This is a genomic window from Phenylobacterium sp., assembly GCF_004799515.1.
In the GTDB taxonomy this organism is placed as follows: Bacteria; Pseudomonadota; Alphaproteobacteria; order Caulobacterales; family Caulobacteraceae; genus Phenylobacterium.
On the sequence record NZ_SSMX01000002.1, the window covers coordinates 66,432 to 79,278 of the forward strand.

The following is a 12,847-nucleotide window of genomic DNA, read 5'->3' on the forward strand; positions in this document are numbered from 1 at the left end:
GCGGTCACGTGGCCGCGTAGATCATGATCCCCGTGGCCACCGACAGGTTCAGGCTGTCGGCCCGGCCGCGCATGGGGATCTTCACATTGACATCGCAGAGGGCCGCCATGTCGGGCGGCAGCCCTTGCTGCTCGTTCCCCATCAGGATCAGGGCGGGCTTGGCGTAGGCGGCCTCGCGGTGGTCGACCTCGGCGGAGAGCAGGGTGCCCACCACCGAGCCCGGCCAGCCGTCGCGCCAGGCGGCGAACTCCGCCTCGCTGGCCTGGCTCAGCGGCACGGCGAAGATCGAGCCCATGGTGGCCCGCACCGCCTCCACCGAATAGGGATCGCAGCATTCGCCCACCAGGATCACCCCGCCGCAGCCGGCGGCGTCGGCGGTGCGGATGATGGTCCCGAGGTTGCCGGGGTCGCGCACCCGGTGCAGCGCCACCCAGCAGGGCGAGGCGGCAGGCTCCAGAGCCGAGAGCGGCCTGAACGCCTGGCGGAAGACGCCTACCACGGCCTGCGGATTGTCCCGGCGGCTGACCTTGGCGAGGATTTCCTGGGTGACTTCGATCACCTCGCCGTTGGCCGAAAGGGTCGCGGCCACCGCCGTCTTGGCCAGCGGATGGACCGTGGCGTCGGGGCCATGCATCAGGATCGCCGGGGCGTGGCCGGTCTCGATCCCCTCGATAACCGCCTTCAGCCCCTCGGCGACGAAGAGGCCGGTCTCGTCGCGCTCCTTGCGCAGGTGCAGCGCGCGGACGGCCTTGACCGTCGGGTTGGTCAGCGAGGTGACCGCGCGCTGGCTCACGGCGCCTGCCAGCGGGCGAAGAAGCTCATGCCGATCTCGCGCTCGCCGTCCTCCTGCGAGAGCGCCAGTTCGCCCCATTCGATGCGCCCGCCGCGCCCGGCGAGCTTGTCGGCCAAGAGGCCCGAGAGCGCCGCCCCGCTGATCCGCTCGGCATAGGCGTTCAGCACCAGGAAGCTAGCGCCCGGCGCCAGGAGCTGCGCGCAAAGCCCCGCCAGCTCGGGCAAGTCCTCGAACAGCCGCCAGACTTCGCCGCCCGGCCCGCGGCCATACTTCGGCGGGTCGAGGATGATCCCCTCGTAGGTCGAGCCGCGCCGCACCTCGCGCTGGACGTACTTGCGCGCGTCCTCGGTGATCCAGCGGATCGGCCGCTCGGCCAGGCCCGATAGCTCGGCGTTCTCCCGCGCCCAGGCCACCGCGCGCTTGGACGCGTCCACGTGGGTCACCGCCGCGCCCGCCGCCGCCATCACCAAGCTGGCGACCCCGGTGTAACCGAACAGGTTCAGCACCTTCGGCGGGCCTTCAGCCGCCTTCGCCCCGCGCACCGCCGTGTCGAGCCAGGCCCAGTTGGCCGCCTGCTCCGGGAAGAAGGCCAGGTGGCGGAAGCTGGTGAAGCGGCCGTGGAACTTCACGTCGCCCCAGCTGAGCGGCCAGGCCGCCCCGTCACCAAGCGCCGCCGCCTGGCCTTTCAGCTTCCAGCGCCCTGCGTCCTCGTCGTCGGCGGGGTCGAACACCGCGTCGGCGGCCGCCCAGGCCGACGCGGGCAGGGCGGGCGACCACAGGCACTGCGGCTCCGGCCGCACCACCGTGAAGCGTCCGTAGCGCTCCAGCTTGCGCCCGTTCCCGCTGTCCAGCAGGGCGTAGCCGGCCCAACCCCGCGTGCGCATCACGCTGGGCAGGTCGGCGACCTTGGGCTTCGAACCGCTCATGCCTCGCGATTACGCGGTCGCGGCCCGCCCCGTCCAGCCGCAAGGCGCCGCCTGGACTGTCCACAGGGCGCTGAGGCGCCGCACTTGTCACATTGGCGGAATTGGGGTCCCGTAGCGGAAGGGCAACCAGAGAAAGCGTCAGTTTGTCGGTCGTCATCACTCCGCCGCGCCGTTCGGCCCGCAAGGCCAAGGGCGACGGCTATCTCCGCCGCGCCGAAATCCTCGAGGCCGCCGAGCGCATCTTCGTCGCCGAGGGCTACGAGGGCGCCACCATCCGCAAGATCGCCGATGAGGTGGGCGTCTCGTCCACCGCCCTCTACATGCACTTCCAGGACAAGGGCGCGATCCTGCTGGAGATCTGCGAGGCGACCCTGAAGCTGCTGCTGGAGCGCAACCGCGAACTGGCCGCCCGGCCGCTCGATCCGGTGGTGCGCACGCAGATGATGCTCGAGGCCTACATGCGCTGGGGCCTGCAGCATCCCAACGCCTACCAGTTGGTGTTCTCCGGCGCGCCGGCCGCCGCCCCGTGGCCGGAAGGCACATCGGACATGGGCGCCCAGTGCTACGACATCTTCCGCGACGTGGTGCGAGAGATCGCCGCCAACGGCCGCCTGCGCACCGGCTCGGCGGACTCGGCCGCCCAGGCGCTGTGGATGAGCTGCCACGGCGTCGTCGCCCTCTACGCCTCGCGCCCCAACTTCGGCTGGGCCGAACCGGACGAGCTGATCGCCGTCACCCTGGAAGCCCTGCTGAACGGCCTGGTGACGGACTAGGGCCTAGCGTCCCACCGGGCTGCCGCTGTCGGCCAGGGTGGGCTGGGCGGTGATCGGCGCGCCATAGGCGCCGCGCTTCAGGTCGGAACTGAGCGTGATCGGGATCGAGCCGCCGGCCAGCTTGGCGCGGTAGACCTGCATGTTCTCCATCACCCGCATGACGTAGTTGCGGGTCTCCGAGAACGGGATGCACTCGATGTAGTCCACCGGATCGGTCGAGCCGCCGCGCGGGTCGCCGCAGAACTGGGTCCACTGGGTCGGCCGCCCGGGCCCGGCGTTGTAGCCCGCCGCGGCCATGACGTAGGAGCCGGAGAACTGGCTCACTAGCTGGCCCAGGAAGCTCGCGCCCAGGCGCATGTTGTACTCCGGCTCGTCCAGCTGCGAGGGCGAGTAGGAGACCCCGATCCGCTTGGCGAGGATCTTCGCCGTCGAGGGCATCAGCTGCATCATGCCGCGTGCGCCCACGCCGGAGCGGACGTTGGGGTCGAAGCTGCTTTCCTGGCGGGTGATGGCCAGCACCAGGGCGGGCTCCGCCGCGCCGCCATCGGGCGCCTCGCGCATCGGATAGGCCCGTTGCGGCAGGATGAAGCCGTGCTGCGCCGCCGCCCGGGCGACCTTCATGGACAGCTCCATGTCGCCGTAGCCGCGCGCCAGGTCGACGAGTTGGGCTTCATCCTCGACCGTGGTCTGGATGTCGTCGAGGTTCAGTACGAACACCTTGTAGAGGTCGCGTTCGCCGTAGTCGTAGAGCAGGCGAGTGGCGGCGATCGGATCGCTGTCCTCGAAGGCCGAGCGCGCCTGCGGGGTGATGATCGGATCGGAAGCCAGGGTCAGCCGCCGCCCGATCTTCTCCGACGCCAGCATGCCGTAGAAGGTGGTGCTGTACTGCGCGGCCTGGCCGTAGAAGGCGTCGGCGGCGGCCTTGTCGCCGCGGGCGTCGGCGGCGCGGCCCTCCCAGTAGAACGCCCGGCCGCGGGTGACCGGCGAGGTGCCGATCTTCTCCAGGGCGGCGAAGTGCTGGGCGGCCTTGGCCGGCTCGTGCAGCTTGCAGAGCGCGATCCAGCCGGCGGCGAACTCCGCATCGGCGCCGCTGGAGCCGGAGGTCAGGCCGGTGTCGGCGACGGCCATGTAGGCGGCGCGGGCGTCGCCGTCGTGGATCGCCGCCAGCATCAGGTGCTTGCGCTCGTCCCAGATGCGGTCGCCCTGGTCGGCCGAGGTCACCTCGTGCGGGAAGTAGGGCAGCTGGCCGAGCGCCAGGACGTCCATGCCCTTGCGGCGCATGAAGGCGGCGCGCTCGAAGGCGACGCCCGGCGACTGCGCCAGCTCGGACGGCAAGGCGGCGGTCAGCTCGCTGGCGTCGCGGGCCTCGGCGCGCAGGGCCAGGCGCGCGCGGGCCGCCTCCTGCTGGTCGGCGGCGAGCAGCGGGATCATCTCCCGCGCCGCGGGACCTTGCGAGCCATAGAGCAGGACGTCGGCGCGGTGGGCGTGGTCGTCGGCGGTCAGCGCGTCGCCGAAGCGGGCCAGCATGGTGCGCTGGGTGTCGGCCTCGAAGCTCTTGTCGCGCCACCAATGCTTGATCAGCGCCGTGGCGTCGGCGGTGCGGCCCAGGCCCCGGTAGGCGGCGGCCAGAGCCATCGCGCCTTGGGCCGTGGCGGGCTCGGAGCCGGCGAACCAGTCCAGCGTCTGTTGCGGCGTCTTGCCGGAGGTCTCGATCAGCCGTTCGGCGGCGGCCTGGCGGCGCGGCGCGCGGGGCCAGCCGGCCAGCTCCGTGCGGGCCTTGTCCACCTCGTAGAAGCCCACGGCGTCGGCGTCGCAGTCCACCAGCACCCAGGTCGCGGTCTTGCGCGCCAAGGGATCGCCGATCTGGGCGATGGCGTCGCGCGCGCCGTTCACATTCGCCCGCCGCGCGGCCTCGATGGCCTGGCGCAGCAGGCCCGCGTCGCGGTCGCTGAGGCGGTGCGAGGCGTTGGCCGGCTGCAGGGGCGCATCGCCCAGGGCCGACGGCTTGGTGACGCTTTCCAGCAGGTCGCCCAGCGGGTCGGTGGTCTGGGCGCGCGCGCCCAGCCCCACCATCAGGGAGACACCTGCGATCAGGAAGGCCTTGCGTGCGATCTTGTGCAACCGGACGCCCCCGAAGGAACTCTAAAGCGAATCAATACGTCATTGCGGGCTCTGCCCACCTCACCATATTGTCGCGACGAATCTGAACGACGCCTTTCCAGGCGTCCAATCACGGCAATTTGCTCTCCATGCCTGACCCTATGTTCAAGGGCGTCTTCCCCGCCCTCGTCACGCCGTTCCGGGACGGGGAGGTGGACGAAAAAGCCTTCGTCGCCCTCGTGGAACGCCAGATCGCCGGCGGCGTGCACGGCCTCGTGGCCGTCGGCACCACGGGCGAGAGTGCGACGCTACGTCACGATGAGCACCGCGAGGTCACGGAGCTGTGCGTGAAGACCGCGGCCGGCCGCGTGCCAGTGATCGCCGGCACGGGCTCCAACTGCACCGAAGAGGCGATCGAGCTCACCCAGCACGCCAAGGCCATCGGCGCCGACGCGGCCCTGATCGTCACGCCCTACTACAACCGCCCAAGCCAGGAGGGCATGTACGCCCACTACGCGGCGATCGCCGAGGCGGTGCAACTGCCGATCCTGGTCTACAACGTGCCCAGCCGCACCGGCGTCGACATCTCCAACGACACGCTCGCCCGCCTCTCCAAGCTGCCGAACATCGTGGGCGTCAAGGACGCCACCGGCGACCTGGGCCGCGCCAGCCAGCAGCGGCTGGCCTGCGGCGAGGGCTGGACCATGCTCTCCGGCGACGATCCCTCGGCCCTCGGCTACATGGCCCACGGCGGCCACGGCTGCATCTCGGTCACCGCCAACGTCGCGCCCGAGCAGGTCTCGGCCTTCTACAACGACGCGCTGAACGGCCAGTGGCAGGGCGCGCTCTACGGCCAGGATCGGCTGATCCGCCTGCACAAGGCGCTGTTCACCGACGCCTCGCCGTCGCCCACCAAGTTCGCGCTCGCCCGCCTCGGCCTCTGCGCCGAGGATATGCGCCTGCCGCTCGTCCCGGCGTCCGAAGCCTCGCGGAAGGAAGTCCTCGCCGCCATGCGGGACGCCGGGGTGATCTGAGATGGCCGCCTCGGATACGCCGCGCAAGCTGATCGCGGAGAACCGCCGCGCGCGGTTCGACTACTTCCTGGAGCAGACCTACGAGGCGGGCCTGGCGCTCACCGGCTCGGAGGTGAAGTCCCTGCGCAACGGCCGGGCCAACATCGCCGAGAGCTATGCGGCGGTGGAGGGCGACGAGATCGTGCTGATCAACGCCGACATCCCGCCCTACGCCCAGGCCGGCCCGCACTTCAACCACGAGCCGCGCCGCCACCGGAAGCTGCTGCTGAAGCGCAAGGAGATCGACCGGCTGATCGGCGCGGTGCAGCGCGACGGCCGCACCCTGATCCCGACCAAGCTGTTCTGGAGCGACAAGGGCCTCGCCAAGCTCGAGGTCGCTGTCGCCACCGGCAAGAAGGCCCATGACAAGCGCGAGGCCACCGCCGCGCGCGACTGGCAGCGCGACAAGGCCCGGCTGATGCGGGACAAGGGCTGAGGTGGACGCAGGCGAGATCGAGGCGATCGAGCGCGACACGGTCGCCGCCGTCGCCCCGCCGGGCCTCCTGGAGATCGGCGGCTGGCTGGTCCCGCTGGACAACGGAACCATCGGACGGGCCAAGAGCGCCGTGCCCCTGCGCCACGACCTGGGCCCTGAGGCCCTCGGCGAGATCGAGGCCGCCTACCGCGACCGGGGCCTGAAACCCGGCTTCCGCATCGCCGAAGCGCCGGGCCTGGACGCCGTGCGCGCCGAGCTCGCCCGCCGCGGCTTCACGCCCGAACAGCCGACGGTCTTCAAGACCGGATCGGTCGCGACACTCGCCGCCTTTTCGGACGCGCCGGCGCGCCTCCTCCAACGGCCGGACGACGCCTGGGCCGGGGTCTTCCTGGGCGAGGGCTTCGATCCGGCCGACGGCGCCCATCGCGTCGCCGTGCTCAGCCGCTCGCCGGGCGCCCTCTACGGCGCCGCCGGCGAGGGCGGGGCGACCCACGCCGTCGGCGTCATGAGCTTCGGCGCGAGATGGGCCGGCGTCCACGGCATGCGCACCGCCCCAGCCCACCGCGGCAAAGGCCACGCCAGCGCCATCCTCGGCGCCCTGGCCCGCGAGGCCCGGGCCCGCGGCGTCGAACGCGTCCTGCTGCAGGTCGAAGAGCCCAACCCGGCCCGCCGCATCTACCGCGCGGCCGGCTTCTCGGAGATCTGGACCTACAGGTACTGGCGCTAGCTACTTCGCCAGGTCCCGCAGGATGCTCTCCCACTGGAACAGGGCCCCGTCGATGGTGTCGACCGGGACGCGCTCGTTCAGGCCGTGGGCGAAGTCGTCGGAGGCCTTCATGAAGGCGCCGGAGACCCCGTAGGCCGGCACGCCGAGCGCGCGGAAGAACATGCTGTCGGTGGCGCCCGCCGACATCTCCGGCACGACCGCCAGGCCGGGATAGCGCGCCTGCACCGCCTTGGTCACCGCCGCCAGGACGTCGGGCCGGAGCGGCGAGGCGCCGGCGTCGATGGCGCCGTCGGCGGCGCGGGTGATCGTCGCGGTGGGGTCGTCCATCGCCCGGATCAGCGCCTGGCGCACCTGCTCGGACGGCGTGCCCGGGAAGATGCGGCAGTTGACGTTGGCGGTGACCTTCTGCGGCAGGGCGTTGGTGGCGTGGCCGCCCTCGATCATGGTCGCCACGCAGGTGGTGCGCAGCTGGCCCACGAAGTCCGGATCGGCCGACAGCACGTCGAGCGCGGCCTGGTCGTTCGGGTTGGCGATGTAGTGGCGCAGGGCCTCGCCCACCGCGCCGGGCGTCTGGGCGGCGGCGGCCTTGAAGCCGGCCAGCGTGATGTCGCTGTGCATCACCGGGAAGCGGTAGGCGGCGATCCGCGCCAGGTCCTGGCCCATCTCGTTGATGGCGTTGACCTTGCCCGGCCGGCTGGAGTGGCCGCCCGGATTGGTGACGGTGATCTGGAAGTCCGCGTAGGTCTTCTCCGCCGCCTGCAGGCCGTAATAGACCGGCTTGCCGTCCTCGCCGACCAGGCCGCCGCCGGCGTCGCCGTTCAGCACCAGTTCGGCGCCCTGGAGCTCGGCGGCGAACTTGCGCGCGGTCTGCTGGGCGGTCTCCTCGTCGCCGGAGAGCGCCAGGATGACGTCGCGCCCGGGCTTCCAGCCGGACTGGCGCAGCTTGCCCAGCACCGTCACCACCATGGAGACGTCGAACTTGTCGTCGATGGCGCCGCGGCCGAAGACGTAGCCGTTCTCCACCACCGGGGTGAACGGGTCGCGCGTCCAGTCGGCGGGCTTGGCCTCGACGACGTCCATGTGGTCGATGACCACGATCGGCTTCTTCGACGGGTCCGTCCCGGGATAGCGGGCGATCAGGATGGAGCTGCCGGCCGCCGCCTCGATGCGCACCTCGTCCGGCTTGTAGCCGTGGGCGACCAGCACGCCCTTCAGGTACTCGGCGTAGGGCTTCACCTGGTCGCCGGGGATGACGGTGTGGAACGAGACGCCCTTCTTCAGGAGCTCCAGCGCCTGGTCATGCAGGGCGGGATCGACCTTCGGGGCCTGGGCGAGGGCGGGCGCGGCGGCCAGGATAGCGGACAGGGCGGCGCAGGCGGCGAGCAGGCTCTTCGTCAAGGTCGGGGAATCCATCGAAGGGTGAGGGTGGCGGCGACCCTAGCGGGGCCGGAACCGGGTGGCGAGGGTCATGGCGGCCCGGAACCTTTTCCTGCGGCCAAGCTTAGGTTTGCACGGGCGAACCGGCACGCCGATTTCGGCGGAGCTCTGGACGCGCGGGGAAACGAACCCATGGAACCTCACAGCCTCATCGCCTGGCTCATCATCGGCGCGGTCGCCGGATGGCTTGCGGGCTCGTTCGTCAAGGGCGGCGGTTTCGGCCTGCTCGGCGACATCGTGGTGGGGATCATCGGCGCCTTCATCGGCGGCTGGCTGGCCGGCGTCCTGCACATCCACATCGGCAGCGGCTGGATCTCCTCGATCATCACCGCCGCGGTCGGCGCGATCCTCCTCCTGATCCTGTTGCGCGCGGTGCGTCGAGCCTAGCTCTCCAGGGGCAGGCCGGCCTCGCGCCAGGCCTTCATGCCCCCGTCCAGCGCCGCCGCCCGGCCATAGCCCAGCTCGCGCAGGGTGGCGGCGGCGAGCGTCGAGATCTTGCCGAACTCGCAGCAGGTCAGGATACGCACCGTCGGGTCCGGCAGCTCGGCGTTGACCCGCAGCTCCAGCTGGCCGCGCGGCAGGTGGTGGGCGCCCGGCACATGGCCGGCCTCGAAGGCCTCCTTCTCGCGCAGGTCCAGGATGACCAGATCGCGCCGGTTGCCGCCGAGCCGCCCGGCGGCCTCGGCCATCGACATGAACGGCACCTTGGCGGCGGCCTCGGCGAGCAACTGCGCGACCGTCTTGCCGCCGCTCATGTTGGTCCGCAAGGCCTCGGTCAGATGGGTCGGCGCGGCCAGGTCCAGCGCCTGCATCATGGCCACGAACTCGGCCCGGTCGGTCTTCTGCAGGCGCGGGTTGTCGGCGATCTCCGCACCGATGGTGGAGTGCGAGCGGCCTTTGTAGTCGTGGGCCGGAAAGACCAGCGTTTCCGCCGGCAGCTTCAGGAGCCCTTCGAACAGGCTGTCGTAGAGGTCGTGCGGATCGCCGGTCGGCAGGTCGGTCCGGCCCGTGCCGCCGATCAGCAGGGTGTCACCGGTGAACACCCGGTCGTCCATGACCAGGCTCATGGAATCGCGGGTGTGTCCCGGCGTGTGCATCGCCCGCAGCTTCAGGCCGCCGGCGATCAGCATCTCCCCGTCGTCCAGCCGCATCTGCGCGTGCGGCGCCGGCGAGAGGCGGTGCATCACCACTGGCGACTCCAGCGCGCGAGCGAGTTCCTTGCTGGCTGAGAAGTGGTCGGCGTGGGTGTGGGTGTCGATCACATATTTCACGGCGAGCCCGTGCCGGGCGAGCAGGCCCCGATAGTGGTCGATGCGGCTGAGCTCCGGGTCGATCAGCACCGCGGCCTGGGTGGCCTCGCAGCCCAGCAGGTACGATTGGCAGCCGCCCGTGGCGACCTGTTCGAAGATCATGGCTCCCCCCGAAGCGTCGGCTGGCCGACCTAAGCGCCGCCGCCCGGACCTGGCAAGGGCTACCCGACGGCCCCGGTCTTGCAGCTTCCCCCGCAGGTTGTCCCGGTTTGACACCCAGAGCGGCCCACCTAACGTAACACTGTTAGATGAAATAAGAATTGTATAAAAAGGACAGTGACTTCCATGCGTTTATCCAACCAGATTCTGATCTCCGCCATCGCCCTTGCCGGGTTGTGCGCGGGGACGAGCGCGCAAGCCGCTGTCCCGATGTTGAGCGGCGCCATCACCGCCGACAACGAATACGCCGCCTTCCTGTCGACCTCCGACAACACGCTGGGGACGCTCCTGACCTCCGGCGCCAACTGGCAGAGCGCCCAGACCTTCTCCGCGGCCTTGGTCCCGGGGCAGACCTACTACCTGCATGTGATCGCCAACAACTGGTACGGCCCGGGCGACATGGCCGGCGGCAACCCCGACGCCCTTCTGGGCAGCTTCGCGGTCACGGGCGGCTTCCAGTTCGCCAACGGCCAGCAGACCCTTGGCACCGACACCGCCGACTGGCGCGCCGATCCGAACGCCACGGTTCAGGACCTCGGCGGTCCGCTGAGCTGGACCGCGCCGACCGACGCGCCCACCAGCTGGGGCGTCAACGGCGGCTCCAATATCTGGGACTCGGCGATCGGCGGCCCGATCGCCGGCGTCAGCGCCTCGGCGCAATGGATCTGGTCGCAGAGCGACCCGTCGGGCGAGGCCTTCTTCTCGACCACTATCACCGATCCGAAGGTCGCCGGCGTGCCCGAACCCGCCGCCTGGGCCCTGATGATCGTCGGCTTCGGCCTGACCGGCGCGGCGCTCCGCCGCCGCCGCACCCCGGCCTTCGCCCGGATCTAGGCTTCCAGCAGCGCCCGCGCGCGTTCGAACACCGCTTCGAACATCGCGGGCGTCAGCCGCCCGGTGTTCGTGTTGAGCCGTGAGCAGTGGTAGCTGTTCAGCACCACATAGGGCCCGGCCTGGAACTCCGTCCCATGGCCCGGCAGGCCCGCCGAGGCCCTCAGCCCCAGCGCCTTCAAGACGTTGCGGCGTGAGACGTCGCCCAGGGTGACGATCACCTTCAAGCGGGGCAGGGCGGCGATCCGCGCGGCCAGGAACGGCCGGCAGGTCGCCTCCTCGCTTGTCTCCGGCTTGTTGCCCGGCGGGGCGCAGCGCACGGCGTTGGAGATCATGCAGTCGACCAGCTTCAGGCCGTCCCGGCCGTTCGGGTCGTAGCTCCCGGTCGCGAAGCCCGTCTTCCTCAGGGTGCCGTAGAGCAGGATCCCGGCATGGTCGCCGGTGAACGGCCGCCCCGTGCGGTTCGCCCCCGTCCGCCCGGGCGCCAGTCCCGCCACCAAGAGCCGCGCCGCCGGATCGCCGAAGGAGGGCGCCGGGCCGTTCCACCAGTCGGGGTGCTCCGCGGCGTTCTTCGCCCGATAGGCCACCAGCCTGGGACACAGGGGACAATCGCGCGGCGGCTCGGCCTGAGGGGTCAGCTTTTCCACGCCTCGTCCTTAGCCGAGTCGCGAAGGTTCAGGCGTCCGCCTCGGCGTCGTCCTCGTGGCGGCGCTGTTCGGTGCGGCTTTCCTGGATGAAGCGGGGCAGGCGCGAGGGCCGGCCGATGATGTCGGCCAGGTCGGCGAGGTCCACGAAATTGTCGGCCTGGCGGCGCAGATCGTCCGAGGCCATCGGCGGCTGCGACTTGACGGTGGAGACCACGGTCACCCGCGCCCCGCGCCGCTGCACCGCCGCCACCAGGGCCTTGAAGTCCCCGTCGCCCGAGAACAGCACCAGGTGGTCGGCCGAGGCCGCGGCCATCTCCATCATGTCGACGGCGATCTCCACGTCCATGTCGCCGCGCCAGCGCTTGCGCCCCTGGCTGTCGGTGTATTGCCGCGCCGCCTTGGTGACGAGGGAATAGCCGTTGTAGTCCAGCCAATCGACCAGCGGCCGGATCGGCGAGTACTCCTCGTCCTCGACGAGGGCGGTGTAGTAGTAGGCGCGCACCAGGACGCCGCGCTTGCGGAACTCTTCCAGGAGCTTGCGGTAGTCGATGTCGAAGCCCAGGCCCTTGGCCGCGGAGTAGAGGTTGGATCCGTCGATGAACAGCGCCAGGCGGTCGGTGGGATAAAAGGTCATCAGCTCAAATGTCCAAATGACCAGGGAGGCCGGACGCTGGACCCCCGCACCCGAAGCCCTCGACGCGGCGGTGATCGTGGCCCTGGGCTCAAATAGGCCCGGCGATCACCCGACGTGCGAAGACCTGCTCGAGGCGGCCTTGGCGTCCTTCCCCCAGGCAGGATTGCCCGTGCTGGCCCGGTCTGGCTGGTGGAGCTCTGCCGCCTGGCCTGACCCAAGGGGAAAGGAATATCGCAACGGCGTCGCGATTGTCGAGACGGTCGACCCTCCGCACGCGGTTCTGGAGGCGCTTTTTGCCATCGAGCGGCAGTTTGGGCGAACGCGCGGCCTGCCCAACGCGCCGCGCACCCTCGACCTCGACCTGATCGCCCACGGCCGCCAGGTGAGCGCTGAGCCCGGCCTCATCCTGCCGCACCCGAGGGCCGCCGAGCGCCTGTTCGTCATGGGGCCCTTGGCCGAGATCGCGCCGGAGTGGCGCCATCCGGCGCTGGGCCGGACCGCGACGGAATTGGCGGCTTCTGCAACTGTGGGCGTGGATGCGCGGCCCACACCTTCCCCGTCATCCTCCGGTCACCCGCAGGCTGATCCGGGGGACCCAAGCTGAGGGGCGGAATGGGCGAGGTTGCTTGGGTCTCCCGGATCGTCTCTTCGGGCGACCGGAGGATGACGGGATTTTGGGTATCTAAGGCCTAAGCCTCCGCACCACGCCCTGCGCCACCCACAGTCCGCCCGCCGCGCCCAGCAAGCCGCCCACCACAAGGGCCGCCACGTAGCCCACCAGCGCGGCGAACCCCGCCCAGTGCGGCAAGGCGCGGTTCGAGACCGCCAGCAACAGGGCTGTCGGCAGCAGGAACGACCCGGCCAGTGCGCCGGTGGCGGCCAGGGCGAGATAGATTCCGGAAACCCGGCTCGCCGGTCGGCGCAGCATCCCCACCGCGGCGGCGAGCGCCAGCAGCCAGGCCGGAACGAGGAAGATGAAGGCCATGGGCGGGTCCGTCGGG

General features: G+C 70.8%; 15 protein-coding genes. 7 read left to right on the forward strand and 8 right to left on the reverse strand.

Annotated features, from left to right (window positions below; all coding sequences use genetic code 11):
- Positions 1–4: 4 nt before the first annotated feature.
- Positions 5–793 (reverse strand): RNA methyltransferase, encoded by a 789-nt coding sequence (locus tag E8A49_RS00425; RefSeq protein WP_293375152.1) that lies wholly within the window; start codon positions 791–793, stop codon positions 5–7.
- Positions 790–1,719 carry a class I SAM-dependent methyltransferase gene (locus E8A49_RS00430; protein WP_293375155.1) on the reverse strand — a complete coding sequence of 310 codons (930 nt, stop codon included), beginning with the start codon at positions 1,717–1,719 and terminating at the stop codon, positions 790–792. Before E8A49_RS00430 ends, E8A49_RS00425 begins: the two co-directional genes overlap by 4 nt.
- A 143-nt stretch (positions 1,720–1,862) precedes the next feature.
- On the opposite strand from E8A49_RS00430, the gene E8A49_RS00435 reads away from it, so the two are divergent.
- Positions 1,863–2,492, forward strand: coding sequence for a TetR/AcrR family transcriptional regulator (locus E8A49_RS00435; RefSeq protein ID WP_293375158.1), 630 nt, complete (start codon positions 1,863–1,865; stop codon positions 2,490–2,492).
- Between the two features lie 3 nt (positions 2,493–2,495).
- On the opposite strand, the gene E8A49_RS00440 is transcribed toward E8A49_RS00435, so the two are convergent.
- Positions 2,496–4,613 carry a lytic transglycosylase domain-containing protein gene (locus tag E8A49_RS00440; RefSeq protein ID WP_293375161.1) on the reverse strand — a complete coding sequence of 706 codons (2,118 nt, stop codon included), beginning with the start codon at positions 4,611–4,613 and terminating at the stop codon, positions 2,496–2,498.
- A gap of 128 nt (positions 4,614–4,741) precedes the next feature.
- On the opposite strand from E8A49_RS00440, the gene dapA reads away from it, so the two are divergent.
- From dapA to E8A49_RS00455, 3 genes are read left to right on the forward strand one after another with little or no spacing between them, the layout of a single operon-like run.
- On the forward strand, positions 4,742–5,626 hold the full coding sequence (dapA, locus tag E8A49_RS00445; protein ID WP_293375164.1) for a 4-hydroxy-tetrahydrodipicolinate synthase: 885 nt from the start codon (positions 4,742–4,744) through the stop codon (positions 5,624–5,626).
- Between the two features lies 1 nt (position 5,627).
- A complete protein-coding gene (smpB, locus tag E8A49_RS00450) occupies positions 5,628–6,101 on the forward strand; it encodes an SsrA-binding protein SmpB (protein ID WP_293375167.1) in 474 nt (157 codons plus the stop codon).
- A gap of 1 nt (position 6,102) precedes the next feature.
- A complete protein-coding gene (locus tag E8A49_RS00455; protein ID WP_293375170.1) occupies positions 6,103–6,828 on the forward strand; it encodes a GNAT family N-acetyltransferase in 726 nt (241 codons plus the stop codon).
- Here E8A49_RS00455 and E8A49_RS00460 read toward each other — a convergent pair whose 3' ends face one another.
- A complete protein-coding gene (locus E8A49_RS00460) occupies positions 6,829–8,226 on the reverse strand; it encodes a M20/M25/M40 family metallo-hydrolase (protein ID WP_293375173.1) in 1,398 nt (465 codons plus the stop codon).
- A 171-nt stretch (positions 8,227–8,397) separates the two neighbouring features.
- Between E8A49_RS00460 and E8A49_RS00465 the strand changes: the two genes are divergently transcribed.
- Entirely contained in the window at positions 8,398–8,652 is a 255-nt protein-coding gene (locus E8A49_RS00465; protein WP_293375176.1) for a GlsB/YeaQ/YmgE family stress response membrane protein, read from the forward strand.
- Here the strand turns inward: E8A49_RS00465 and E8A49_RS00470 are convergent.
- A complete protein-coding gene (locus E8A49_RS00470) occupies positions 8,649–9,677 on the reverse strand; it encodes an MBL fold metallo-hydrolase (protein WP_293375179.1) in 1,029 nt (342 codons plus the stop codon). The two genes, E8A49_RS00465 and E8A49_RS00470, sit on opposite strands and share 4 nt — an antisense overlap.
- Positions 9,678–9,860: 183 nt before the next feature.
- Here E8A49_RS00470 and E8A49_RS00475 point away from each other — a divergent pair, with 183 nt between their 5' ends.
- A complete protein-coding gene (locus tag E8A49_RS00475) occupies positions 9,861–10,568 on the forward strand; it encodes a PEPxxWA-CTERM sorting domain-containing protein (RefSeq protein ID WP_293375182.1) in 708 nt (235 codons plus the stop codon).
- Here E8A49_RS00475 and E8A49_RS00480 read toward each other — a convergent pair.
- The gene (locus tag E8A49_RS00480; RefSeq protein WP_293375311.1) at positions 10,565–11,203 is read right to left on the reverse strand and encodes a uracil-DNA glycosylase; all 639 of its coding nucleotides are present in this window, start codon (positions 11,201–11,203) and stop codon (positions 10,565–10,567) included. The genes E8A49_RS00475 and E8A49_RS00480 overlap by 4 nt on opposite strands.
- A 37-nt stretch (positions 11,204–11,240) precedes the next feature.
- The gene (locus tag E8A49_RS00485; protein WP_293375185.1) at positions 11,241–11,846 is read right to left on the reverse strand and encodes an NYN domain-containing protein; all 606 of its coding nucleotides are present in this window, start codon (positions 11,844–11,846) and stop codon (positions 11,241–11,243) included.
- A 16-nt stretch (positions 11,847–11,862) separates the two neighbouring features.
- Between E8A49_RS00485 and folK the strand changes: the two genes are divergently transcribed.
- Positions 11,863–12,450 carry a 2-amino-4-hydroxy-6-hydroxymethyldihydropteridine diphosphokinase gene (gene folK / locus E8A49_RS00490; protein WP_293375188.1) on the forward strand — a complete coding sequence of 196 codons (588 nt, stop codon included), beginning with the start codon at positions 11,863–11,865 and terminating at the stop codon, positions 12,448–12,450.
- Between the two features lie 78 nt (positions 12,451–12,528).
- Here the strand turns inward: folK and E8A49_RS00495 are convergent, their stop codons facing one another.
- Positions 12,529–12,831, reverse strand: coding sequence for a hypothetical protein (locus E8A49_RS00495; RefSeq protein WP_293375191.1), 303 nt, complete (start codon positions 12,829–12,831; stop codon positions 12,529–12,531).
- Positions 12,832–12,847 lie beyond the last annotated feature (16 nt).

Coding starts and splice junctions, on each gene's coding strand:
- folK (WP_293375188.1), top strand. CDS start 11,863: ATGACCAGGGAGGCCGGACGCTGGACCCCCGCACCCGAAGCCCTCGAC.
- E8A49_RS00430 (WP_293375155.1), bottom strand. CDS start 1,719: ATGAGCGGTTCGAAGCCCAAGGTCGCCGACCTGCCCAGCGTGATGCGC.
- E8A49_RS00475 (WP_293375182.1), top strand. CDS start 9,861: ATGCGTTTATCCAACCAGATTCTGATCTCCGCCATCGCCCTTGCCGGG.
- E8A49_RS00495 (WP_293375191.1), bottom strand. CDS start 12,831: ATGGCCTTCATCTTCCTCGTTCCGGCCTGGCTGCTGGCGCTCGCCGCC.
- E8A49_RS00485 (WP_293375185.1), bottom strand. CDS start 11,846: ATGACCTTTTATCCCACCGACCGCCTGGCGCTGTTCATCGACGGATCC.
- dapA (WP_293375164.1), top strand. CDS start 4,742: ATGCCTGACCCTATGTTCAAGGGCGTCTTCCCCGCCCTCGTCACGCCG.
- smpB (WP_293375167.1), top strand. CDS start 5,628: ATGGCCGCCTCGGATACGCCGCGCAAGCTGATCGCGGAGAACCGCCGC.
- E8A49_RS00465 (WP_293375176.1), top strand. CDS start 8,398: ATGGAACCTCACAGCCTCATCGCCTGGCTCATCATCGGCGCGGTCGCC.
- E8A49_RS00470 (WP_293375179.1), bottom strand. CDS start 9,677: ATGATCTTCGAACAGGTCGCCACGGGCGGCTGCCAATCGTACCTGCTG.